The organism is Brachybacterium sp. SYSU DS0246 (assembly GCF_059391765.1).
Genome location: NZ_JBZXYT010000016.1, coordinates 22,477 through 45,392, shown reverse-complemented (window position 1 = coordinate 45,392; position 22,916 = coordinate 22,477). Strand labels below are relative to the sequence as shown.

21 protein-coding genes and 1 tRNA gene are annotated in these 22,916 nt (G+C 70.6%); 14 read left to right on the top strand and 8 right to left on the bottom strand.

The genetic code is table 11. The features are described from left to right. Window positions 1–77: 77 nt before the first annotated feature. Window positions 78–929 carry a DeoR/GlpR family DNA-binding transcription regulator gene (locus tag AC5020_RS09785; RefSeq protein WP_464988141.1) on the bottom strand — a complete coding sequence of 284 codons (852 nt, stop codon included), beginning with the start codon at window positions 927–929 and terminating at the stop codon, window positions 78–80. A gap of 164 nt (window positions 930–1,093) precedes the next feature. Between AC5020_RS09785 and AC5020_RS09780 the strand changes: the two genes are divergently transcribed. After that, complete coding sequence (locus tag AC5020_RS09780) at window positions 1,094–1,294, top strand: antitoxin (protein WP_377018172.1); 201 nt, start codon at window positions 1,094–1,096, stop codon at window positions 1,292–1,294. 152 nt (window positions 1,295–1,446) lie between these two features. Here AC5020_RS09780 and AC5020_RS09775 read toward each other — a convergent pair whose 3' ends face one another. Beyond that, window positions 1,447–2,103, bottom strand: a complete 657-nt coding sequence (locus AC5020_RS09775; RefSeq protein WP_377804305.1) for a copper resistance CopC family protein — start codon at window positions 2,101–2,103, stop codon at window positions 1,447–1,449. Window positions 2,104–2,168: 65 nt separating this feature from the next. Beyond that, a complete protein-coding gene (locus AC5020_RS09770; protein WP_464988140.1) occupies window positions 2,169–3,692 on the bottom strand; it encodes a nitrilase-related carbon-nitrogen hydrolase in 1,524 nt (507 codons plus the stop codon). Window positions 3,693–3,799: 107 nt separating this feature from the next. Here AC5020_RS09770 and AC5020_RS09765 point away from each other — a divergent pair. The 4 genes from AC5020_RS09765 (at window position 3,800) to AC5020_RS09750 (ending at window position 6,825) form a co-directional block, all read left to right on the top strand. Further along, a tRNA-Arg gene (locus AC5020_RS09765) sits at window positions 3,800–3,872 on the top strand. A 76-nt stretch (window positions 3,873–3,948) separates the two neighbouring features. Next, the gene (locus AC5020_RS09760; protein ID WP_464988139.1) at window positions 3,949–5,970 is read left to right on the top strand and encodes a S9 family peptidase; all 2,022 of its coding nucleotides are present in this window, start codon (window positions 3,949–3,951) and stop codon (window positions 5,968–5,970) included. 155 nt (window positions 5,971–6,125) lie between these two features. Beyond that, window positions 6,126–6,392 (top strand): hypothetical protein, encoded by a 267-nt coding sequence (locus AC5020_RS09755; protein ID WP_377018176.1) that lies wholly within the window; start codon window positions 6,126–6,128, stop codon window positions 6,390–6,392. Window positions 6,393–6,633: 241 nt separating this feature from the next. Beyond that, on the top strand, window positions 6,634–6,825 hold the full coding sequence (locus AC5020_RS09750; protein WP_377018177.1) for a hypothetical protein: 192 nt from the start codon (window positions 6,634–6,636) through the stop codon (window positions 6,823–6,825). A gap of 81 nt (window positions 6,826–6,906) precedes the next feature. On the opposite strand, the gene thiD is transcribed toward AC5020_RS09750, so the two are convergent. The 3 genes from thiD to thiM all read right to left on the bottom strand — a co-directional run bounded on the left by thiD (window position 6,907) and on the right by thiM (window position 9,468). Continuing rightward, entirely contained in the window at window positions 6,907–7,848 is a 942-nt protein-coding gene (gene thiD / locus AC5020_RS09745; protein ID WP_464988138.1) for a bifunctional hydroxymethylpyrimidine kinase/phosphomethylpyrimidine kinase, read from the bottom strand. A gap of 67 nt (window positions 7,849–7,915) precedes the next feature. Continuing rightward, window positions 7,916–8,638 (bottom strand): thiamine phosphate synthase, encoded by a 723-nt coding sequence (gene thiE, locus AC5020_RS09740; RefSeq protein WP_464988137.1) that lies wholly within the window; start codon window positions 8,636–8,638, stop codon window positions 7,916–7,918. Continuing rightward, window positions 8,635–9,468, bottom strand: a complete 834-nt coding sequence (gene thiM, locus AC5020_RS09735; protein ID WP_464988136.1) for a hydroxyethylthiazole kinase — start codon at window positions 9,466–9,468, stop codon at window positions 8,635–8,637. Before thiM ends, thiE begins: the two co-directional genes overlap by 4 nt. 266 nt (window positions 9,469–9,734) lie before the next feature. Between thiM and AC5020_RS09730 the strand changes: the two genes are divergently transcribed. The 5 genes from AC5020_RS09730 to AC5020_RS09710 all read left to right on the top strand — a co-directional run bounded on the left by AC5020_RS09730 (window position 9,735) and on the right by AC5020_RS09710 (window position 15,256). After that, window positions 9,735–10,655 (top strand): hypothetical protein, encoded by a 921-nt coding sequence (locus AC5020_RS09730; protein WP_464988135.1) that lies wholly within the window; start codon window positions 9,735–9,737, stop codon window positions 10,653–10,655. 106 nt (window positions 10,656–10,761) lie between these two features. Beyond that, window positions 10,762–11,511 (top strand): dienelactone hydrolase family protein, encoded by a 750-nt coding sequence (locus AC5020_RS09725; RefSeq protein ID WP_464988134.1) that lies wholly within the window; start codon window positions 10,762–10,764, stop codon window positions 11,509–11,511. Between the two features lie 516 nt (window positions 11,512–12,027). Beyond that, the gene (locus AC5020_RS09720) at window positions 12,028–13,353 is read left to right on the top strand and encodes a quaternary amine ABC transporter ATP-binding protein (protein ID WP_377803659.1); all 1,326 of its coding nucleotides are present in this window, start codon (window positions 12,028–12,030) and stop codon (window positions 13,351–13,353) included. Further along, a complete protein-coding gene (locus tag AC5020_RS09715; protein WP_377803661.1) occupies window positions 13,350–14,258 on the top strand; it encodes an ABC transporter permease in 909 nt (302 codons plus the stop codon). The genes AC5020_RS09720 and AC5020_RS09715 overlap by 4 nt, the downstream gene beginning before the upstream one ends. Window positions 14,259–14,302: 44 nt before the next feature. After that, window positions 14,303–15,256 (top strand): glycine betaine ABC transporter substrate-binding protein, encoded by a 954-nt coding sequence (locus tag AC5020_RS09710; protein ID WP_377803662.1) that lies wholly within the window; start codon window positions 14,303–14,305, stop codon window positions 15,254–15,256. A 143-nt stretch (window positions 15,257–15,399) separates the two neighbouring features. On the opposite strand, the gene AC5020_RS09705 is transcribed toward AC5020_RS09710, so the two are convergent. Next, a complete protein-coding gene (locus AC5020_RS09705; RefSeq protein ID WP_377803663.1) occupies window positions 15,400–16,506 on the bottom strand; it encodes a Gfo/Idh/MocA family protein in 1,107 nt (368 codons plus the stop codon). Between the two features lie 76 nt (window positions 16,507–16,582). Further along, entirely contained in the window at window positions 16,583–17,797 is a 1,215-nt protein-coding gene (locus tag AC5020_RS09700; RefSeq protein WP_464988133.1) for an ROK family protein, read from the bottom strand. Window positions 17,798–17,842: 45 nt separating this feature from the next. On the opposite strand from AC5020_RS09700, the gene AC5020_RS09695 reads away from it, so the two are divergent. The 4 genes from AC5020_RS09695 to AC5020_RS09680 all read left to right on the top strand — a co-directional run bounded on the left by AC5020_RS09695 (window position 17,843) and on the right by AC5020_RS09680 (window position 22,869). Continuing rightward, window positions 17,843–19,147, top strand: a complete 1,305-nt coding sequence (locus tag AC5020_RS09695) for an ABC transporter substrate-binding protein (protein ID WP_494564415.1) — start codon at window positions 17,843–17,845, stop codon at window positions 19,145–19,147. 33 nt (window positions 19,148–19,180) lie between these two features. Further along, complete coding sequence (locus AC5020_RS09690) at window positions 19,181–20,125, top strand: carbohydrate ABC transporter permease (protein WP_377803666.1); 945 nt, start codon at window positions 19,181–19,183, stop codon at window positions 20,123–20,125. After that, a complete protein-coding gene (locus AC5020_RS09685; RefSeq protein ID WP_464988131.1) occupies window positions 20,122–21,039 on the top strand; it encodes a carbohydrate ABC transporter permease in 918 nt (305 codons plus the stop codon). Before AC5020_RS09690 ends, AC5020_RS09685 begins: the two co-directional genes overlap by 4 nt. 90 nt (window positions 21,040–21,129) lie before the next feature. Further along, window positions 21,130–22,869 (top strand): glycoside hydrolase family 13 protein, encoded by a 1,740-nt coding sequence (locus AC5020_RS09680; RefSeq protein ID WP_494564414.1) that lies wholly within the window; start codon window positions 21,130–21,132, stop codon window positions 22,867–22,869. Window positions 22,870–22,916 lie beyond the last annotated feature (47 nt).

Here is a 22,916-nt window from a genome sequence, read left to right as displayed (position 1 = left end):
CGGGCGCATCGCTGGTCCTGCTCACATCGGCCCGCGCCCCGGCATCGGCCGGCGGCTCCGGCCGGGCCCTGGCCGGTTCACACCTCGTGCAGCCGCACCGAGGCCTCGGCGAGATGGGCTCGCAGCTCGTCCGGGACCGGCCCGGCGATGATCAGGTCGGTCAGCACCGAGACCGGGCAGATGCCGGCGAGGGCGCGGTGGCCGATCTTGTCGGCCGTCGCAAGCCCCACGACCCGCCGGGAGTGGCCGATCATGATCCGGGTGACGCCGGCCTCCGAGTCGGAGTTGCAGGTCAGGCCGGCATCGATGTCGAGCCCGACGGTGCCGACGAACATCGTGTCCAGCCACAGGTCCCGCATGGTCGCCGTGGCCAGCGGGCCCGTCAGCTCGAAGGAGTAGGGCTCGGCGACCCCGCCGAGGACGACGGTGCGCACGGAGGGCCGCAGCACCGCCTCGGTGGCGATGTTCAGCGCCGCGCAGACGACCGTCAGGCCCGGGCTGCCGTCCCGGGAGTCGATGTCGGGACGGGCGACGGCGCGGCGGGAGGTCGCCGTGGTGGTGCGCCCGCCGTTGAAGCCGATGATCTGACCCGGCTCGACCAGGGACGCGGCGAAGTCGGCCACCGCCTCGCGCTGCGCCGAGTTCTCGTCCGTGGCCCGGGGGACGGTGGCGAGAGAGTAGGCGACGTCGATCGCCACGATCCCGCCGTGGGTGCGACGCACGAGCTGGGCGCGCTCCATCTCCATGAAGTCGCGGCGCACCGTGGATTCGCTGATCCCGAGCTCGGCGGCGACCTCCGAGACGCTCAGCCGCTTGCTGGAGGCGAGCAGATTCAGCACGTGGTCCCAGCGGGCGGACCGGTCCTTGGGCAGCGGGGCACGCTCCGAGGGGGTGGAGGGTCCGTCCGCCGGCGAGCTGCGCAGATTCACGCATCCATTGTTGCTCACCTCGTCCCGGTGAGGGGGTTATTCGGGCAGAACCGGTCAGTTCGCGGCCAGTTTGAAGGTCACGTTTGAGTCACGCTTCACAGCGACGTAGGTTGACCGCGTCGCCCCGGATGTGGGGCGGTTCCGCGAACGAAAGGGTGACCATCATGGGTTTCGATGACGCGCTGAACAAGGCGAAGGACTTCGCCGGCGAGAACTCCGAGCAGGCCGAGCAGGGTATCGACGCGGCGGCCGAGCAGATCAAGGAGCGCACTCCGGATCAGTTCGACGAGCAGGTCGACAGCGGGGCCGACGCCGCCCGCGATCAGCTGGGCCTCGGCGGCGACGAGAACCAGGGCGGGAACTGATCACCGTCCCGTCGTGATCGAGGAGCCCCCGGTGCTGCGGCACCGGGGGCTCTTTCATGCGCGGCGGCCCGTGCGCGGGATCGAGACGTTCGCGGGCGGTATCACTCGGAGACGGGCGGCTCCTGCCCCGCTCCCGTCCGGCGCACGCCCCCTCAGGACCGCTTGCGCAGGGTAAAGAACGCTGCAATGGCCACGCCGACGACGGCGACACCGACGATCCCGAGCAGCCACGGCATCATCGACCCGTTCTGATCGGCGGGCTCCTCCTGGGATGCTGCGCTGGACTGCTCGGCCCCGCCGGCATCGCTCTGCGCGGCTCCTCCGGCGTCGCTGGACGCGGCTTCTCCCCCGTCGCTCGACTGGCCACCACCGTCGCTGGCCGCGGGATCGGCGGCCGCGCCGGCGTCGGTGTCCTGCTCGACGGTGATGTCGAAGGTGCCCTCGATCGGGTGGCCGTCCGAGGAGACGACCCGCCACTCGACCGTGTACGTGCCGGCCGGCAGCGGCTCCTCGAGCTCCGCCGTCGCGGTCGGCCCCTCGACGCTCGGCGTGATCTCGCTGAGGGTCTCGCCGGACTCGTCGCTGATGCGGACGACGGGGCTCACCTCGAGCACGTCGGCGGAGAAGGTCAGCGTGATGTCATCGGGCGAGGTCTCCAGCGTGTCCCCGTCGGCCGGATCCGTGGAGATCAGCGTGTCGTGGGCGTGCGCCGGCGCGGGCAGCAGCGTGAGAGCCACTATCACGGCGGCGGCCAGCCCGATCAGCGCGGCGGGGACGGTGTGCAGGTCGCGGGATGCTCGAGAAATCACGGGAGCAGGCTACGCCTGAGCTCTGAGAGCCCGAGCATGCCCTCGATCACACGTACCGGGCGCGCTCACGCAGGCGGGAGGTCCGCAGCGTGCTCCAGGACGGGCAGGGCGGCGCGGGCGGCGGCGATCTCCGCCAGGTCGAGATCGACCACGAGCATGCCCTCCTCACGCCCGAGCTCCTGCCGGATCTGACCGAGGGGGCCGATGAGGGCGCTCTGGCCGATCCCACGGGCCGCACGGCCTGCGTAGTCCGCCGGCGGTGCCTGGTCGGCGGCGAGGACGACGCTGGTCGAGTCCAGCGCACGGGCCTGCAGCAGCAGCCGCAGCTGTTCGCTCTTGCCGGGCCCGTCGGCCCACGCCAGCGGAAGCAGGATCGCCTCGGCGCCGCGACGGGCCAGGGCCGTGAACTGCTCGGCGAAGCGCACGTCATAGCAGGTGGCAAGGCCCAGGCGGGTGCCATGGAGGTCGATCGTCACGAGTTCGTGGCCGGGAGCGACGGTGTCGGACTCACGGTGGCCGTAGGCATCGAAGAGGTGGATCTTGCGGTACTCGAGATGGATCGGGTCGTCGGCCGCGCCGCCCGCGTCGTCGGCCGCGGCGGCGGTGGCGTGGCTGCCCGGAGCGGGGCCGCGGACGATGACCGTGTTGTGCACACGGTCGGCGTCGGCGGTGGTGAAGGACCCCGCCGCGATGACGAGGGCGTGCTGGTCGGCCAGCTCCTGGAGGAGGGACTCGAAGGCATCGTGATGGGCCTCCGCGGCGCGACGCAGGTCCGTGCCGAACGGGGTCAGGGTCGCCTCGGGCAGCAGCACCAGGTGGGCCCCGGCGGCTCCGGCGTCGGCGACCGCCCGGCGGACCGTGAGTGCCGTCGTCTCGAACTCCTCACTGACGGTGATCTGCGCCAGAGCGATGCGCGGGCCGGCGGCGCGATGCGCCTCGGCGAGGGACTCGGGGGTGTCCACGTCGGTCGCCTCCGCTCCGATGGCGGCGCGGGTCGTCAGCTCGCCCTCCCCCAGCTGCGCGTACAGGCTGCGCAGGCTGCCGTCCGCCCAGCCGCCCTCCGGGTTCTCCACCGCGGCCAGGGCGTCGAGCAGCCTGGCCAGGGGCCAGGCGGCGCACAGGTACTGGGTGCGGTCGTCGCCGTCGGCGAGCGCCGCCACGCGCCCGGTGGCCGCGCTGTCGGCACACAGGGCGGAGAGGGTCTCGGGGCGCAGCAACGGCATGTCCCCGCCGAGCACCAGCACCGTCTGCACGCCGGCGGTGCCGATGTGGTCGACACCGGACTCCCCGTCGTCCGCCCGCGTGAGCTCGCCGACACCACGGGCGAGCGCCGCCAGCGGGCCGGACCCCGGAGGATCCTCGCGGACGAAGTGGGCCCCGTGGCGGCCCGCGAGGTCGGCACCGTCCTCGGTCGCCGGCCCGACGACGACGCGCCGTCCGGCAGGTGCGGCGCGCAGCACCCGCTCCAGCACGGGGGCGCCGGCGATGCGCAGACGGGTCTTGTCCTCGCCGCCCAGGCGGGAGGAGCTGCCCCCGGCCAGCACCACACTGGTGACGGTGGCGGTGATCTCGTGACGGTGCCTCGACATGGGTCGATCCTGCCACGGGGCGCTACGATGGCCGGGCCCATGTGTCGTGACGATGACCAGCGCGCCACACAGCGACACATGCGGGCACCGGTCCACGGGGCCGGTCCGCCTCCGTAGCTCAGGGGATAGAGCACCGCTCTCCTAAAGCGGGTGTCGCGCGTTCGAATCGCGCCGGAGGCACGACGCAGTCTCCTGCGAGCACGACGAAACAGCTCCACCGTCGGTCCTCTTCCGCAGCCTCCGGTAGCGTGGCGATGTGCCTCCCGTCACCAGCGCCGATGCCCCCGAACCGTTCTCCGATTTCTCCGACATCGACGGCTTCCTCCGCATCCCACGCCTGGCCTCGGTCGCCGCCGGCGCGGACGGACGGGTGGTCGCCGCGATCCAGGAGGCCGACGAGCCCGGCGCGAGGCTCGTCTCCTCCCTGTGGGAACTGGATCCGGACGGTGAGCACCCGGCACGGCGCCTGACCTTCTCGGAGAAGGGCGAACGCGGCCCGAGATTCGCCTCCGACGGCTCGTTGCTGTTCACGTCGGCCCGCCCCGACCCCCTCGGCGAGGACGACGAGGATTCCGCGGCGATCTGGCGCCTGCCGCGCATCGGCGAAGCACGACTGGTCGCGTCCACCCCGGGTGGCCTGGAGCTGCTGACGATCGCCGACGACGGGACGCTGCTGGCCGCCACCGGTGTTCTTCCCGGCGCCACCCTCGAGGACGACGCCGATCGTCGGGCGAGCCGCCAGGACGCCGAGCAGACCACCATCTGGCACACCGGCATGCCCATCCGACAGTGGGACCACGAACTCGGCGACTCCGAGCGCCACCTCGTGCTCGTCTCCCCCGACGGTGACCTCACCGACCTCACCCCCGATGCCGGCACTCTCTCCCTGCACGCCGCCTCGGCGGACCTCTCCCCTGACGGGTCGACGGTCGCGACGTCCTGGACCGAGCGCGTCCGGGGCGGGGAGACCCGCTCGTCGCTCGTACTGATCGACACCGCGACCAGCGAGCGCACCACGCTGCTCGCGGCCGGCGACGCCGCCGAGTACCACGACCCGCGCTTCTCACCCGACGGCGCCCGCCTGGCGCTGATCCGCTCAACGCTCTCCGGGCCGACGGACACCAGCTACAGCCGCCTCGAGATCCATCCGTTCGACGGCGGGGACCCGACCGTCGTCGACTCCGGCGACCTGACTGTCAGCGAGTTCGCATGGACCCCGGAGGGCACCCTGCTGGTCACCGGGGACCTGCACTCCTCGGGCGCAACACTCAGCGTCGATGCTGCGACCGGTGCGGTGCGCGAGCTCGTGACCGGCGGTGTGTTCTCCTCGCTCGCTCCGGCGCCCGATGGATCGGTCATCGCGCTGTGCAGTGATATCGCCACGCCGGCGCGGCCGGTGCGGATCGCGGTGGACGCGGCTGTGCGTGAGCTGCCGGCCCCGGGGGCCGTGGGCCGGCTGCCGGGAACCGTGGAGTGGGTCGAGGCCGACGTCGACGGCGTTGCCGTCGGTGGATGGCTGTGCATGCCCGAGTCCGCGTCGGCCGGCTCCCCCGCGCCGTTCATGCTGTGGATCCACGGCGGCCCCCACGCCTCCTACAACGCATGGAGCTGGCGGTGGTGCCCGTGGCTGGCCGTCGAGCGCGGCTACGCGGTCCTGATGCCCGATCCGGCGATGTCGACCGGGTACGGCGACACGGGTCTGAACCGGGGCTGGCCGCGCCGTCCGGACGTCGTCTACCGCGAGTGCGAGGCCCTGTTCGACCAGGAGCTCGCGCGTCCGGAGCTGGACGGCTCGCGCACCGCGATGCTGGGCGCCTCCTTCGGCGGGTTCATGGCGAACTGGATCGCCGGGCACACGGACCGCTTCGACGCGATCGTCACCCACGCCGGGCTGTGGGCGCTGGAGCAGCAGCACCGCACCACCGATGCGGCCGCCTCGAAGATGCGCGTGCACCGCCATGAGGACGAGGACCCCCAGTGGTACCGCGCCTTCTCCCCGCACCGCAGCGTCGGCGCGATCACCACCCCGATGCTCATCACCCACGGCAACCGCGACTACCGGGTACCGATCAGTGAAGCGCTGCGACTGTGGTGGGACCTGGTCTCGACCTGGGACGGCCCGCCCGAGACCATGCCGCACCGGTTCCTGCAGCTGACCAGCGAGAACCACTGGGTGCAGACGCCCTCGAACGCCCTCGCCTGGAACCGGACGGTGCTGGCCTTCTGCGACCAGCATGTGCTCGGCGCCGACCGGATCCCCGACGCCCTGCCCTGGTGACCGACCGGTCGTGATCCACACGTCCCTGCAGAGCCCTGACCTCGGTGATCTACCGCCGACGGGATAGGCTGGGGGACCCCAGAGGATCGCTGGTCCCCGAGGCCGCGCCCCGAGCACCCGCCACCACGGATCCAGCACTGATCGGAGGAGGGATGATGGCCGACAGCAGACGACGTTTCGACGCGACCTGGCTGCCCTTCGGGATGATCATCGGGTTCACGGTGGGGATCGGCGTGGGCCTGTCCATCTTCAACAATCTCTTCCTCGGCGCGGGAATCGGGTTCATCTTCGGCGCCGCCCTCGGGGTCGCCCTCGGGTTCCGGGACCGCCGCGGCTCGAAGAGCCAGGAAGAAATCGAGGACGCCGCGCAGGACCGTGCCCGCCGCCGGGCCGACGGGCACGCCGGGGACGACGAGCTCTGACCGCGCGGCCCCACGCAGGCTGAGCGAACCAGGACCGAGCGAGCCGGGACCGAGCGCGCCAGGGCTCACCGCCCCGGGACCGCGCCTCGGGGCGGCTCCGCGGACCGTTCCTCCCCAGGCCGCCTCCGTCCACCAAAATCCCAGGTGTCTTTCCCGGGAATCCGAGCCCGTGGTGCCATGCTTATCGCACCTGGTCGACTAACGGCCGGTGAACACCGCCTGACTTCCCCAGGAGGCACCGATGAAGGTCACCGACACACACCCCAGCGCAGCCGAGCATTTCGACTACCTCGAGCCCGATCTCCAGCCCGAGACGGCAGCCGACGAAGCCCAGATCTTCGCCCGGGAGAGGGACGAGACCCTGACCGGCCTGGTGGAGGCCACCGGCCCCCTCGCGGTCAGCTCCCGCCACCTCTCCGCTCGCTCCGCCTGAGACCACCAGCCGGAGAACGTTCCCGCGGGAACGTTTGTCGGTCGGGTCCGGTCAGCGGCGGCCCGGTCAGCGGCCGAGCGCTCAGGCACTCGCCGTGTGCCCGCCCGGCTCCCGGCGCGCCACGGTGACCAGATGGTCGACCGGGCCGTGCCCCTGCTCCGGCGCGAATGAGAGGTCATAGGCGGCGCCGCCGATCAGCGCCCGCTGCAGGAAGTCACGCCCCGCGCCGACCGCGGCCAGGTCGTCTCCTGCTTCGGATTCGCCGATCCTCTCGTGCGAGGCGTCCATGGTGGCGGCGAGCGCTCCCAGGGCGTCGGGCCCCGCTGAGCGGACCATCGCGATGCGCGCGTACTGCGCGGCGATCGCCGCGGAGAGCGTGCACCCGGTGCCGTGGGTGGCGCGGGTGCGCACGCGCTCGGCCCGCAGCAGGTCCACGCCGCCGGGGTGAGCGACGACGTCGACGACCTCGTCGTCATCGTGGTGCCCGCCCTTGAGGACCACGACGGCGGGACCCAGCTGCTGCAGCCGCACGGCCTGCTCCTGCATGGTCTCGACATCGGGGGCGACCTCCGCATCCAGCAGCTTCGCCGCTTCGGGCAGGTTCGGCGTGATCACGTGCACCAGCGGCAGCAGAAGTTCGCGCAGGTTCTGTGCCGCCTGCCGAGGCAGCAGTTCATCGCCGCTGGTGGCGACCATGACCGGGTCGAGCACGACGGTGCCGAACTGGCCGGCTCGCGCGGCCATGGTCTCGGCGACGGCGGCGACGACCTCGGCGGAGGTGAGCATCCCCAGCTTGGTGGCGTCCAGCGGGATGTCATCCAGCACGCTGGTCAGCTGCGACTGGACGTCCTCGGCGGTCATCGGCGTCACGGACTGCACGCCGCGGGTGTTCTGCGCGATCACGGCGGTGATCGCGGTGGTGCCGTAGACGCCGAGTGCCGCGAACGTCTTCAGGTCGGCCTGGAAGCCGGCGCCGCCGCTGGGGTCGGAGCCGGCGATGGTCAGTGCTGTGGGTGGTCGCATGGGGCGGTCCTCCTGGGGTGTGCTGCGGAGCCGGGCCGGTGGGGAGCCGGGGTCCGCGGACGGGTGGTCACGGCCTGCTGGATGAGCGGCCCTGGTCGATGGCTTCTCGGAGTCGGCCGGCGGCCGCAGCGGGGTCGGGTGCCGCGGCGATGGCCGAGACCACGCAGAGACCGTCCACACCGGTGGCCGCGATCTCTGGGGCGAGGCGGTGGTCGATACCGCCGATGGCGACGGCCAGCGGAGCTGAGGCGGCCGACACGTGCCGCGCCTGCCGCCACGGGTCCAGGCACTCCCCCAGTCCCTCCAGGCCGAGCGGCGGCGCGGCGTCGGCCTTGGTGGCGGTCGCGCGGATCGGGCCGATGCCCAGCACGTCGGCCATGTCCTCGGCGAGCGCGGCGCGCACCTGGCCGGCGGTGCCGGCGGAGAGGCCGATCATCAGCTCCTCCCCGAGCACCTCGCGGACAGCGGCCGCGGCGACGTCGCTCTGGCCCACGTGGAGGTGGCACCGCGCGGCCTCGGCCACACCAAGACGGTCGTTGACGAACAAGGGCACCTCCTGGGCGCGAGGGCCGAGCTCGCTCGCCAGGCGTTCCCGGCATGCGCGGACCAGCTCGAGCAGGTCGGCGTCGGAGGCGTCCTTGTCCCGCAGCTGGATCGCGCCCGCTCCGCCGCGGACGGCGGCGAGGACCACGCCGGGCACCGCGTCGATCCCGCCGGACAGCGCCGAGTCGGTGACGTGGTACAGCGAGAAGTCGGCCGCATGGGCGGTGCGCAGGGACGGCCGGATCACGCCGGGGCCGCCTGCTCCTGAAGACCCACGAGCTCGAGCACGTCGGCGGGCGTGAGGGTGTCCAGCGCATCGAGCCAGCCGACGGCGAAGGACCCGACTCCCTGCGCCTCGCGCGCGGCGAGGGTTCCGGCGGCGCCGTGCAGCGCATGTGCGGCGAGCACCGCGTCGTGGGGGGTGAGGTCGGTGTCGCGAGTTGAGCCCAGGAGGGCAGCGCAGGTCGCGCCGAGCGCGCAGCCGGTACCGATCACTCGCGCGAGCAGGGCGTCGCCGCCGGTCAGCACTGTGGTGCGACCCGCGGAGACGATCGCGTCGCGCTCTCCGGAGACCGCGACCACGGCACCGGTGCGGGCGGAGAGGTCGCGGGCGGCGTCGAGCACCGCCTCGACCGTGTCGGTGGAATCGACGCCGCGCCCTCCCCCGCCGGTGCCGGCGAGCGCGGCGATCTCGGAGGCGTTGCCGCGGACGGCGGCGGGCCCGAGGGTCAGCAGTTCGTGCGCCAGCGGGGTGCGGACGGGCAGCGAGCCGACGGCGACCGGGTCGAGCACCCAGGGCCGTCCGGCGTCGCGGGCGGCGCGGGCGGCGGCGGGCATCGCCTGCACCTGTCCCTCGGCCACGGTGCCGGTGTTCACCAGCAGTGCGTCGGCCGCAGCGGCGAAGACCGGCGCCTCCTGCGGGTGGTCCACCATCGCGGGGGCGGCCCCGATGGCCAGCAGGACGTCGGCGGTGATCTGCTGGACGACGGTGTTGGTGATGCAGTGGACGAGCGGGCTGTGCCCGCTGAGCGCCTCGAGGGCGCTGCGCAGTCGGTTCTCGGGCGTGCTCGTAGTCATCGGTGACGATCCCTTCGCAGGTGCAGACCAGGGCAGGTTCGACGGGTGTGCTCTCAGCCGCCGCTTCTCGACGGCACCCCGCGTCACTGGTCGGCGACTCTAGCAGGGGGCGGCGCAGGGGCACACAGGATCTTCACACTCTCAAGTCTGTAGTTCCATGGCACTCTCTTGACCTTCCCTTGACCTGATGCGACGGTGTGAGCGGCAACGCATCGACGCGGATCCACGACGGACAACCGTCTCCCGCAGTCGGCGGAGAGGACGCCATGACCATCACGAGCACCGCACGCCGGGCCCGCACCGTACTGACCGTCGCCGCGGGGGCGGCGCTGCTGTCCGCGTCGGCCTGCAGCACGAGCGCCGGAGCCGACGGGGAGGACAGCGCGGGGGCACCGTCCGAGACATCAGATCAGGGGGAAGGGCAGGGAGCCGGGCAGAACAGCAGCGACGGCGGGGGCGCCGCGACCAGCAGTGAGCAGGGGAACGGGGACTCGGACGAGGGAGCCGAACAGAACGATGGGGTGGGTGCCGGCGACGAGGACGAGGCGACGGAGCCGACGGAGCCTGAGACCCGTCTCGTGCTCGTCACCGATCTGGGACCCGAGGAGCCCGGTGAGGGCGATCTCGTGCGCAGCCCCGACCAGCTGGCCGCCCTGCTGACCGGGCCCCTCGGCGGGACGGCCGAGTGCTACGACGAGCTCACGCTCAGCCCGGGCGCCACCGCGTCGTGCATGGGCCCGGCGAGCGTCGACTCTCCCGACCCGGACCAGGAATGGACGGCGCACTCGGTGCGGATCCCGTCCGAGGAGGACTTCACCGCCGGCAGCAGGGTCGCGATCCTGTTCACCACCGGCGGCGCCCTGACCGGGCCGGCCGAGGTCCTGCTGAAGGAGACCGTGTCCCTCACCGGCCTCGGCGTCAGCTCGACGTTCGGGGCCGAAGACCTGGATTCCGAGCAGCTCGCGCAGCACACGCTGGAGGTGCTCACCTCCCCGAATGCTTACGTCCCCGTCGACTACGCCGACTGGGAGGACGTGACCTGCCAGGACGGCCTCTCCTTCGCGACCTTCGAACCGGTGGCCTGCACCGCGACCACCGCCGGCGGCGATCAGTGGGAGCTGGAGGTGGCGCCCGGGGCATTCGCCGGCAACGACCAGGGCCTGCTGGTGGGCATCGAGACCCTGTGACCGTCGTCCAGCGGAGCGACCGAGCATCGCGGCCAGGCCGTGCGGCCGAGCGGGGGAGGCCGCAGGGCGAGTGAGTGCCCGGCGCCCCTCGCGATACAGTCATCGCGTGAGCGCGACCACACTGCCCATCCCCACCGATGCCGGCGACCTGCCCGGACTGCTCTGGCTGCCCGAGCACCGCGAGGAGCCGGTGCCCGGCCTCGTGGTGCTGCAGGAGATCTTCGGCGTCTCCGACTACATCCAGCGGCGCTGCGCAGATCTCGCCGCGCTCGGCTATGCGGTGCTGGCCCCGCAGCTCTTCGCCCGCCTCGATCCGCCGATCGTCGGCATCGACGACTGGGAGGACGCGGAGTCCTGGCTCGGCGAGGCCATGACCCTGACCCAGCAGCTGCCCTGGGAGCGAGCCGAGGCCGACGCCATCGCCGCCCTGGGCGCGCTGCGTGCGCACGGCGCGGTGGACTCCGAACGGGTGGGGCTGCTGGGCTTCTGCTACGGCGGCGGCCTAGCCTTCGCCGCTGCGGCGTCCGCCGCCGAGGAGGACCGCCCGCCCACGACGCTGGTCAGTTACTACGGCTCGGCCCTGCCCTCCCTGCTGGATCGCGCGGGCGTGGTCACCATGCCGAGCCTGCACCACTTCGGCACGGCAGACGACTTCATCCCGCCCGAGACCGTCGAGCAGATCCGCCACGCCGTCACCGCCGGCGGCACCCGCGAGCAGGTGCGGTTCGAACTGCACGAGGGTGCGGGGCACGCCTTCGACAACCCGCACCCGTTCGTCCACCACGCGCAGGCGTCCGACGCGGCCTGGCAGCAGACCGTCGACTTCCTCGCCGAGACGCTCCCTCTCCGCGCCTGACCCTCCGCGCCTGACCCTCCGCGCCTGACCCTCCGCGGCCGGGTATCTGCGTATCTGCGCCCGCGCCTTCGCATCACGCCGCCCGAGGGCGTCTGCGCGCCCGTCCGGCCCGACTCGTCGTTCTCCGCCGAAACATGCCCGTGACCTTCCGGTCCCGACGAGCCCGCCGTTCTGGGACCCACGACACCCGCGTGACCGAATAGTTATGTCCGGATCGTCCGACAATCCGGTTGTCCCCGGGCCGGCACCGCTGGACGCGGCATCGCTCCAGGCCAACGGGACCTTCCGAACTTCGCGCCGGCCGCGCCTACGACTGTCTCCCGGCCCTGAACAGGCCTTTCACGAGCTCTGCCGACCCCATTCCTGATAAAGAACCGTTTGCCGTACGCCGGGCCGCTTGTGAGGATGACTTGTCGGGTCGGCGTCCTGCGATGCCGGCGTCCTGTGACGTGGGGGATACACGGGACCCGGATCGCCACCCCGGCCCGCCACCCGAACTTCCATGAAGGAGCCTGCGTGCCAGCAATTACCGCCGACGGTCTGTACAAGATCTTCGGACGTCGCCCCGCGCGGGGAGTCGAAGAGCTCCGCAAGGGCGGAAGCCGCGACGAACTGCGCAACCAGGGCCTCACCGCCGCCGTCATCGACGCCAGCTTCAGCGTCGAGCCCGGCGAGATCTTCGTCGTCATGGGCTTGTCCGGCTCGGGCAAGTCCACGCTGATCCGAATGGTCAACGGCCTGCTCCCGGCGAGCGCCGGCGAGCTGTATATCGGCGACCGAAACCTGACCTCCCTCAGCCCGGCCGAGGTCCGTGAGGTGCGGCGCAACCGCATCTCCATGGTCTTCCAGCACTTCGCGCTGTTCCCCCACCGGACCGTCGGGGAGAACGCCGCCTACGGTCTCGAGGTCAGCGGCGTGAACCGCAAGGACCGTGAGGCCAAGGCCGCCGAGGCGCTCGAGATGGTCGGCCTGAAAGGCTGGGGCGGGTACAAGCCCAGCGCCCTCTCCGGCGGCATGCAGCAGCGCGTCGGCCTGGCCCGCGCTCTGGCCGCCGGGACCGACATCATGCTCATGGACGAAGCCTTCAGCGCCCTCGACCCGCTGATCCGTCGCGACATGCAGGACCAGCTCATCGACCTCCAGCAGCGCCTGGAGAAGACCGTCCTGTTCATCACCCACGACCTCAACGAGGCCATGCGCATCGGCGATCGCATCGCCATGATGCGCGACGGCCGCATCGAACAGGTGGGAACCTCCGATGAGATCCTCAACGAGCCCGCGAACGACTACGTCGCCCGCTTCATCCAGGATGTCGACCGCTCCCGCGTGCTGACCGCGTCGACGATCATGGAGCAGCCGCCCGAGACGCTCGGCGCCGCCCAGGGTCCGCGCACCGCCCACAAGCTGCTGCGACAGACGCAGAACTCATGGCTCGTGGTGCTCAAGCGCGACCGCACGCCCGCCGGCGTGCTGTGGGAGGACGACGTCGCCCGCGCCGTACGCGAGGGCCAGGACGAGCTTCCCTGGTCGAGCGAACACACGATGCCCATCGTCCAGCACGACAGCTCGCTGGCGGAACTGTTCGCGACCTCGGCCCGCCATCACAGCCCGCTGATCGTGGTCGACGACGAAGGCCACTTCGCAGGGGTCATCCCGCGGGTCACCCTCCTGACCGCCGCCGGCGAGGCGAACGGTACGAGTCACGAGGTCGCAGCGGCGACCGCGACCCCGGTGCCTCCCCCCGATGGTGCCGGCACACCTCCGGACGGGACCGACCCGCCCCCGGACCCCGCCGCCACGAGCGGACCCGACGACCTGGCCCACGGAGGTGAGACGCGATGAACCCGGACGACGAGAGCCTCATCCCCCACATCCCCGTCGGCGACTGGGTCGAGACCTTCCTGCTGTGGTTCAAGGCCACCTTCGCGTGGTTCTTCGATGGCCTGACGACGGCCATGGAGTTCCCGATCGAGCACCTGGCCAACTGGCTGATCCTGGTTCCGCCGGTGGTGGGCATCCTGGCCTGTGTGCTGATCGCCCTGGTGGTCCGCTCCTGGCGCTTCGCGGTGTTCACCCTGGTCGGCTTCACGCTGGTGCTCTCGCTGGAGCTGTGGGAACCGATGATGCAGCTGATGGCACAGGTCATCGTCGCCACAGTCGTGGCTGTGGTGATCGCGGTTCCCGTCGGGGTCCTGGCCGCCTCCAACAATGTGGTTAGCTCCCTGGTGCGCCCGGTGCTCGACCTGATGCAGACGATGCCGGCCTTCGTGTACCTGATCCCGGCCGTCATCTTCTTCTCGCTCGGCTACGCCCCGGGCCTGTTCGCGACGGTCATCTTCTCCCTGCCCCCGGGAGTGCGCATGACCGAGCTGGGCATCCGGCAGGTCGACTCGGAGACCGTCGAGGCCGGCGAGTCCTTCGGGGCCACGCCGTGGCAGATTCTGCGCGGCATCCAGCTCCCGCTGGCCGTTCCCACCATCATGGCCGGCGTCAACCAGATCATCATGCTGGCGCTTTCCATGGCGGTCATCGCCGGCATGGTCGCCGCCCCTGGTCTCGGCCAGGAGGTGACCCAGGCCGTCTCCACGCAGGATCTCGCGGGCGGCGTGGAAGCCGGGCTCTCCGTGGTGCTCCTGGCGGTCTTCCTGGACCGCCTGACCGCTGCGCTCGGCAACCCGGCGGGGCATCCGTCCTCGCTGATCACGCTGATCCGCACCACACGCACTCGCCGGGCCGGCACGGCCTGACGAGCACGACCCCCCGTACGAACCCTCCGAAAGGACATGAACCCATGACGAATCGACTGATCCTCCCCCGCCGCGGCGTCTCCCGTCGTGCAGCTCTGATGGGCGGCAGTGCCGGCCTCATGGGGCTCGGCCTGGTCGCCTGCGGCGGCAGCAGCGACGGCGGCTCCGGTGACTCCGACGGTGGCTCCGCCAGCGACGGCGGCGGCTCCGCCAGCGGCACCATCAACATGGGGTACATCCCCTCCTGGTCCGACGGCCTGAGCATGGCCTACCTGCTGGAGAACCGCCTCACCGCGATGGGCTACACCATCGAGCACACGGAGATCGCCGAAGCCGGCGTGCTCTACCAGGGCCTCGCCCAGGGCGACGTGGACATGTACCCCTCGGCGTGGCCCGAGGTCACCCACAAGGAGTACATGGACCAGCACGAGGGCGACATCGAGGACATCGGCTCCTACTACGAGAACGCCAAGCTGAACCTCTCGGTCCCGGACTACATGGACATCTCCTCCATCGAGGACCTGGTGGGCCAGGCCGATCGCTTCGATGGCCAGATCATCGGCATCGAGCCGGGCGCGGGTCTGACCGCCGCCACCCAGGACTCGGTCATGCCCGGCTACGGGCTCGACAGCGAGTACGAGCTGGTGCTGTCCTCCACCACCGGCATGCTCACGGAGCTGGAGAGCGCCGTGAACGCCGAAGAGGACATCGTCGTCACCCTGTGGACCCCGTTCTGGGCCAACACGACCTACTCGGTCAAGGCGCTCGAGGATCCCGAGGGGCTGTTCGGCGAGGCCGAGAAGCTGCACTTCCTGGGCCGCACCGGCTTCGAGGAGGAGTTCCCCGAGGCCGCCGACTTCATCAGCCAGATCAAGCTCACCGACGAGGAGTACGGCAACCTGGAGGACAAGGTGGTCAACGAGTTCGGTGAGGGCAAGGAGCCCGAGGCCGTCGAGGCCTGGCTGGAGGAGTACCCGGACCTGCTTCCGGCCGTCTGAGAACTCGGCAGCACCGGCGCTCCGAGCCGGGCCGATCTTACGGCCCGATCCGGAGCCCGCATGACGACGGGGCCGATCGCGATGATTCGCGGTCGGCCCCGTCGTCATAGGCGGCCCCGTCGCCGGAAGGGGCCGGGAACGGGTCAGTTCTCGACGGTGACCTCGGCGCCGGTCCGTGCCGAGGCGTAGCAGGCATCCAGCACCCGGGCACGGCGCAGGGCGAGCGACCCGTCGTGCACGGCCCAGTCCTCGGAACGCACCTTCTGCAGGAAGTTCGCGACCGCGCGGGCGTGACGGCCGTCCTCCCCGACGACTGGCTGCAGCTCGGCAGGCATGCCGGCCACCTCGGTCCACACGTTCAGGCGCTGGTACGGGTCGCTCGGGGGTCCTCCCCATTCGATGGAGGCGCCCCCGTCGGCCCCGTAGAGGGTGACGTAGCACTGGTCGTACGGGATCCACTGGGCCCAGCTGGTCTCGAGCAGCAGCGTGCCGCCGCCGTCGATCCGCAGGAACGCCGTGGCGAGGTCCTCGACCTCGAAGGGCGTGCCCTCCTCGACCTGCGAGACGCCGAAACCGGAGCCGCCGCGACCCAGCGGCCCGAACTCGGCGTGGGTGCTGGCAGAGGCTGCTGTCACCTCTGGCTCGCCCATCAGGTGCAGCGCCATGTCGAGCATGTGCACGCCGATGTCCATCATCGCGCCGCCGCCGGAGCTGGCGGTCTTGGTGAACCAAGTGCCCATGCCCGGGATGCCCTGGCGGCGCAGCCACCCGGTCTTGGCGTAGTAGATCTTGCCGAGCACCCCGGACTCGACCACCTGACGCAGGGCCGTGACGTCACCGCGCTGGCGATGGTTGAACGCCACGTCGAGCACGCGACCGGCTCGGCCGGCGGCAGCGACCATGCTCTTGGCGGCCTCTGCGGTCTCGGCCATCGGCTTCTCGGTGAGCACGTGCAGACCCGCCTCGAGGGCGGCGGTCGCCATCGGAGCATGCAGGAAGGTCGGCGTCGCGATCGAGACGACATCGAGGTCTGCCTCGGCGATCATCTGCTTCCAGTCCCGGTAGCGGCCCGGGACGTCGTGCTGGTCACCGAAGCGTTCCAGGAGATCCTCCTCCATCGCCGAGAGCGCGGCCAGCTCGACAGTCGGGTCGGCGGCGTAGGCGGCGACATGCTGCTGGCCGGCCCAGCCGAGGCCGATGACACCGGCGCGCAGTCTGCGTGGCCCGCTGTCCTGTCCTGGTGCTGTCATCGTCGTCCATCCTTTCGTCGGTGGGTTTCGAGCATTGGACACCCTAGAGGCGCCCCTGCCCATGTCGTTCGCTCGCTCATCCCTCGATTCCGAGCAGGCCGAGGGGGTCCTCACGCAGGCGTGTGAGAGCGTGCTCGACGGCGCCGCGCACCACGACGTCACGCCCGAGCTCGCTCGAGACGATCTCGGGGAACGGCGCGGTCGCGATCTCCGGCAGGAGCGCGCGCGCACGCTCCAGCACGGGGCCGATGGCCTCGGAGATCGCGCCGGCGACGACGACCTTCTTGACGCCGAGCAGGCTGACGAGGATCGCGGCGATCCGCGCGATGCGGTCCGCAATCCGCTCCAACACGGCCCGGGCCACGAGGTCGCCGTCGCGGGCTGCGGAGAACACATCCACCGCGCTGAGCTCATCCGCCGGGATGGCCGCAAGCACGGGTGAATCGGCTCCGGAGTCGAGGGCATCGAGGGTCCAGCGCCGGGCGAGAGCCGCGACGCCATCGGCGCCGGTGGAATCCTCGAGCACGCCCCCGAGGAAACGCATCTCGCCGGCCGCGCCAGCGGCCCCTCGCAGCAGGTGACCGTCGACGATGAGACCGGCGCCGAAGCGCTCCCCCATCAGAAGGGTGGCCATGTGCTCGCAGGGACCGCCGGCGTACTCCGCGCGGGCGGCGAGGTTCGCATCGTTCTCGACCATGACGAGACCGTCGAGGTGCTCCGGGAAGCCGGCGTTCATGACGTCCCAGAACGCACCGTCGCCCGGAGGCGAGACCCCGGACTCGTCGACCGGAGCCGGCACCCCGACCACGGTGATCAGCGTCGGCGCCGTTGTGGCGGTCGCCGCGACGGTGTCTTGTACGAGGCCCCGCGCTATCTCGGCGCGTTCGTCGCGACCCACCCCGCTCGGTTCGAGCACGCGCTGGCCGCTGGCCAGCGTCCTCCCGCGGAGATCGGAGGCGACAGCACGGAAACTGCGTCTGCCGGCGTCGACACCGACCACGATGCCGGCGTCGGGGCGCAGGCGGTGCCGGCGCGCCGGTCGTCCGCGACGTGTCAGGCCCGCCGCCCTGCTGTCCTCGAGCTCCTCGAGCCATCCGCTCCCGATCAGCTCGTCGCACAGACCCAGCACGGTCGCACGGGTCAGCCCGGTCGCCTCCATCGCCTCCGCGGCGGTGAAGTCCTCGGCCTCGAAGGCATGCCGCAGGAGCGCCTCGGTATTCAGTCGTCGCACCAGGCTCGAGGACGCACCGGCTCCGTTCACGGCCTTGACGCCCACTGTGATGCCCCCCATACTTTCTCCACGCATTAAATCTAGCAGGCAAATCAACTGCTTGCGATGTTGCTCGAGGAGACACCGTTGTCACCCAGACCCCTTGGCGTCCGCCGCCCGACGCGGCGCTCCCTGCTCACCGCGGGCGGTGCGCTCGCCGCGACCGGACTCACCGCCGGCGGCCTCGCCGGATGCAGCCTGTCCGGCACACCCCGCGTGACCTTCTATCAGGCGAAGCAGGAGGCGATCCCCTACTTCCGGGACCTCACCGGCGAGTTCAACAGGTCCCAGTCCGACTACACGTACGTCCACGACATCTCGACGAAGCTCTCCGCCGCGTTCGTCCGGCGCGACCCACCGGACCTCGGGCTGCTGAACTACAACCACGAGATGGCGCGATTCATGGAGCGCGGCGCCATGAGCGACCTGGCGGACCTGCCTGCCGCTTCCCGCATCCGGGAGGACGTGCTCGAACTCGCCGACTGGTACCCGACCTATGAGGGACGCACCAGCGTGATCCCCTACTCGGTCGCCGCCTGCTCCGTCATCTACAACAAGCGTCTCTTCGCCGATCACGGCGTGGAGATTCCCACCACCTGGGATGAGTTCATCGCCGTCTGCGAGACGTTCATGGGCACGGACATCACGCCGATCTACTGCACGTTCATGGACCTGTGGACGGTCACCCAGGGTCTGTTCGACTACTCCGTCGGCGGCTTGATCGACGTCCGCGAGTTCTACCGGGCGATGAACGAGATCGGCGAGGACGTCGGCCCCGATTCCGAGGTCTCGTTCCAGAACACGATGCTGGAGCCCATCGAGCAGATGATCTCGCTCCTGGAGTTCGTGAACCCCGACGCCGCCTCGCGGTCCTACGCCGACGGCAACGACGCCGTCGCTCAGGAGAAGGCAGCGATGTACTTCCAGGGCCCCTGGGCGCTGGTCGAGATCCAGAAGGCGGGCACGGACGTCGAGCTCGGCACCTTCCCGCTGCCGGTCACCGATGATCCGGATGACCTCAAGGTGCGGGTCGGCGTCGACCTCTCGCTGTGGATCCCCGAGGCGGCGAACCAGCCCGACGGGGCTCGCCTGCTCCTCGAGCACCTGATGACCCCCGAGGTGCAGAACCCGTACAACGACGCCTTCCTCGCGTTCGGGACGACCAAGGACGCTCCCCCGGTGACCGACCCCCGGATCTCCGAGATGCAGGGCTACTACGACGAGGGTCGCTTCTACATGGGGCCCTCGCAGTTCATCCCGCTCACCGTGCCCTACGAGAACTACCTGCAGTCGATAGTGCTCGGGGCCGACCCGAAGCCGATCCTCGCCCAGCTCGATGCCGACTGGGCGCGCCTTGCCTACCGGGCCTGACCTGTCCCGACCCTGACGACCAGAGGACCACTCATGTCGACGACGACATCCCCGCCCGCGGCGGTGACCCCGGACGCCCCGACGACCAGCGCGACGGCCGCTACTCCTCGACGGCGACGGCGCACCGACCCCGTCTATTACGCCTTCCTCTTCCCGGCGCTGGCGATCTTCACCCTCGCTGTGACGCTGCCGGCCGCGCTCGGCTTCGCCTACAGCCTCACCAACTCGATCGGGTTCGGGGAGTTCGAGGTGATCGGGCTGCGCAACTACATCGCGATCTTCCAGGACCCGAACGTTCTCAGCGCCTACCTGTTCACGCTCGGCTTCGCGCTGGTCACGGTGATCGTGGTGAATGTGATCGCCTACGGCCTGGCGCTGGGGCTGACCTCGCGCATCCGCTTCCAGACTGCTCTGCGCACGATCTTCGTGATCCCGATGGTGATCTCCGGGATCATCATCGCCTTCGTCTTCAAGTTCCTCTTCGCCAACACTCTGCCGGCGATCGGTCAGGCGCTCGGCATCGAGGTGCTCTCCACGTCGGTGCTGGCGAACGAGAACCTCGCGTGGATGGCGATCGTGCTCGTCACGGCATGGTCGACCATCCCCGGGACCATGCTCATCTACATCGCCGGGCTGGTCACGATCCCCGCCGAGCTCTACGAGGCGGCCTCCATCGACGGCGCCTCGGGCATCCAGCGCCTGCTGCGGATCACGCTGCCGATGACCTCGGGATACGTCCTGATCAACACGATCCTCGGCTTCAAGAACTACCTCAACGCCTACGACATCATCGTGGGCCTGACCGACGGCGGCCCCGGCACCGCGACGCGCAGCGTCGCGATGGCGATCTTCAAAGGCTTCGAAGGGGGCGACTACGGGTATCAGATGGCCAACGCCGCCGTGTTCTTCGTCGTCACCCTCGTCATCGCCCTCATCCAACTCCGGCTGAGCCGCGGGAAAGCGAGCTTCGGATCATGACCATCCCGACCTCCACTCCGACCACTGCCGGACCCGCCGACCCTGCTGTCGGCCGCAGCACGGGCAGCCCGGCCCGGCGCCGCCCGCAGAGCCGGGACCGGCGCACCAACTGGCCCGCCACGATCACCCTGATGATGTGCTCGCTGGCTGTGCTGGTGCCGTTGTTCGTCACGATCAACATGTCGCTGAAGACGACGCAGCAGGCCGTCGACGGACGCGCTTTCACGCTTCCCTCGCCGCTGTCCATCGAGGGGTTCATCGAGGCCTGGCAGCTCACCAGCTTTCCCCGCGGCCTGGCGATCTCGGCGATGGTGACCGCCATCTCCGTGGTGGGGGAGATCGTCATCTCCGCGCTCGCGGCTTACGCGATCGCCCGGAACTGGGACCGGCGTCTGTTCCGCTGGTCCTTCTTCTACCTGCTGGCGGCGATGTTCATCCCTTTCCCGGTCGTCGCGCTGCCCCAGGTGCAGCTGACCGGCATCGTCGGGCTCGACAATCCGTTCGGCGTCGCGATCATGCACATCGTGTTCGCGCTCGCGTTCAACACCATGCTGTTCACGGCGTTCCTGCGTTCCATCCCGATGTCGCTGGAGGAGTCGATGCGGGTCGACGGCGCCTCGACCTGGCAGGTCTTCGTCCGGCTGATCTTCCCCCTGCTGGCCCCGATGGCCGCGACGGTGGGGATCTTCGCCTTCCTGGGCTCGTGGAACGACTACATGATGCCTAACATGATCACCACGAACCCGGAGCTGCAGACCCTGCCGGTGCTCCAGCAGATCTTCCAGACGCAGTTCAGCAACAACTACAACGTCTCGTTCGCCTCGTATCTGATGGCGATGGCACCGGCGATCGTGGTCTACATCGTCACGCAGAAGTGGGTCATCTCCGGCCTCACGCAAGGCGCGGTGAAGTGACCCGCGGGCCGCAGCACCGGGATGCCGACCGGCACGGCGTCGGATCCCGGCCCAGCGCGACAGGACCCGAACTCTGAGAGAGGAGCATCGTTGACGACGCACCCGACCTCCGCCCGCCCGAGCGACGCCTTGGACCGGTCCGCCGACGCCGCACTGCGCGGGGCCGACGCCGACTGGTGGCGCCAGGCGGCCGTCTACCAGATCTACCCGCGTTCCTTCGCCGACGGCAGGGGCGACGGGATGGGCGACTTCCACGGCATCATCTCGCGTGTGCCCTACTTCCGGCAGCTGGGGATCGATGCGGTGTGGCTGAGCCCCTTCTACCCCTCCGCCCTGGCCGACGGTGGCTACGACGTCGACGACTACCGCGACGTGGACCCGCGCATCGGCACCCTGGAGGAGTTCGACGAGCTGGTGGCGGAGCTGCACGGCGTCGGCATCAAGCTCATCGTCGACATCGTCCCGAACCACTCCTCGGACCGGCACGAGTGGTTCCGGGAGGCGCTGGAGTCCCCGCCCGGATCGAACGCGCGCAAGCGGTACATCTTCCGCGACGGCAGGGGCCAGAACGGGGAACTTCCCCCGGCGGACTGGACGTCGATCTTCGGCGGCCCGGCCTGGACGCAGGTCCCCGATGGGCAGTGGTACCTGCACAGCTTCGCCAAGGAGCAGCCGGACTTCAACTGGGAGCACCCCGAGGTGCGCGAGGACTTCCTGCGCACGCTGCGCTTCTGGTCCGATCGCGGGGTCGACGGATTCCGCATCGATGTCGCCCATGGACTGTCCAAGGACCTCGCCGAGGACCTCCCCAGCACGGCCGAGCTGGAGGAGATCCCCAAGGACGGCAATCACCCGCTGTGGGACCGCGACGAGGTCCACGAGATCTACGCCGAGTGGCGGAAGGTGTTCGACGAGTACGATCCGCCCCGCATCGGCGTCGCCGAGGCCTGGGTCGAGACCGCTCAGCGGCGCGCGAAGTACGCCAGTCCGAAGGGGCTCGGCCAGGCGTTCAGCTTCGACCTCCTGGAGGCCGACTTCGAGGCGGAGGACTTCCGCCGCATCGTCTCCGACAACCTCGCCCAGTCCGCGGAGACCGGCTCGTCCAGCACCTGGGTGCTCTCCAACCACGACGTCGTCCGCCACGCGACCCGCTACGGGCTGCCCCCGCGCGACGGCCGCCCCGGCAAGCAAGGTGCGGACTGGATCATGGCCGGCGGGCCGGAGGACGAGATCGACCGGGAGCTGGGCCTGCGCCGCGCACGGGCCGCGACCCTGTTCGAGCTCGCCCTGCCCGGCAGCGCCTACCTGTACCAGGGTGAGGAGCTGGGCCTGCACGAGGTGGTCGACATCCCCGACGACCAGCGCCAGGATCCGGCCTTCTGGCGCAGCGCGCCCGGCGACCGCGGCCAGGACGGGCTGGGGCGCGACGGCTGCCGGGTGCCGCTGCCGTGGACCCGCGAGGGCTCGTCCTTCGGTTTCGGCAAGGACGGCTCGCATCTGCCCCAGCCCGACTGGTTCGCCGAGTACTCGGTCGAGGCGGAGGAGGGCCTCGAGGGCTCGACGCTGGAGATGTACCGCACGGCCCTGGCCCGCCGCCGCGAGCTGCAGACGGACGAGACGCTGACCTGGGACGAGGAACTGTGCCGCGCAGAGGTGCTGGGCTTCGAGCGTCCCGGCGGGTGGCTGAACGTCACCAACTTCGGGGGCTCCCCCGTGGCCGTTCCCGAGGGGGACGTGCTGGTCACCAGCGCCGAGCTCGAGAGCGGGCCTGACGGGCAGCGCATGCTGCCGGGCGCGGCCACCGTGTGGCTGCGGCGTCCGCGGACCTGAGTCCGAGGACAGCCTCTGTCCTCGACGAGAGCCAGGCTGGGCTCATG

Bases quoted from the DNA above. Each gene is read 5' to 3' on its own strand.
- AC5020_RS09695 (WP_494564415.1), top strand. From the start codon at position 17,843: ATGTTGCTCGAGGAGACACCGTTGTCACCCAGACCCCTTGGCGTCCGC.
- AC5020_RS09755 (WP_377018176.1), top strand. From the start codon at position 6,126: ATGGCCGACAGCAGACGACGTTTCGACGCGACCTGGCTGCCCTTCGGG.
- AC5020_RS09750 (WP_377018177.1), top strand. From the start codon at position 6,634: ATGAAGGTCACCGACACACACCCCAGCGCAGCCGAGCATTTCGACTAC.
- thiD (WP_464988138.1), bottom strand. From the start codon at position 7,848: ATGCGACCACCCACAGCACTGACCATCGCCGGCTCCGACCCCAGCGGC.
- AC5020_RS09700 (WP_464988133.1), bottom strand. From the start codon at position 17,797: ATGGGGGGCATCACAGTGGGCGTCAAGGCCGTGAACGGAGCCGGTGCG.
- AC5020_RS09710 (WP_377803662.1), top strand. From the start codon at position 14,303: ATGACGAATCGACTGATCCTCCCCCGCCGCGGCGTCTCCCGTCGTGCA.
- AC5020_RS09780 (WP_377018172.1), top strand. From the start codon at position 1,094: ATGGGTTTCGATGACGCGCTGAACAAGGCGAAGGACTTCGCCGGCGAG.
- AC5020_RS09705 (WP_377803663.1), bottom strand. From the start codon at position 16,506: ATGACAGCACCAGGACAGGACAGCGGGCCACGCAGACTGCGCGCCGGT.
- AC5020_RS09770 (WP_464988140.1), bottom strand. From the start codon at position 3,692: ATGTCGAGGCACCGTCACGAGATCACCGCCACCGTCACCAGTGTGGTG.
- AC5020_RS09690 (WP_377803666.1), top strand. From the start codon at position 19,181: ATGTCGACGACGACATCCCCGCCCGCGGCGGTGACCCCGGACGCCCCG.
- thiM (WP_464988136.1), bottom strand. From the start codon at position 9,468: ATGACTACGAGCACGCCCGAGAACCGACTGCGCAGCGCCCTCGAGGCG.
- AC5020_RS09730 (WP_464988135.1), top strand. From the start codon at position 9,735: ATGACCATCACGAGCACCGCACGCCGGGCCCGCACCGTACTGACCGTC.
- AC5020_RS09685 (WP_464988131.1), top strand. From the start codon at position 20,122: ATGACCATCCCGACCTCCACTCCGACCACTGCCGGACCCGCCGACCCT.
- AC5020_RS09715 (WP_377803661.1), top strand. From the start codon at position 13,350: ATGAACCCGGACGACGAGAGCCTCATCCCCCACATCCCCGTCGGCGAC.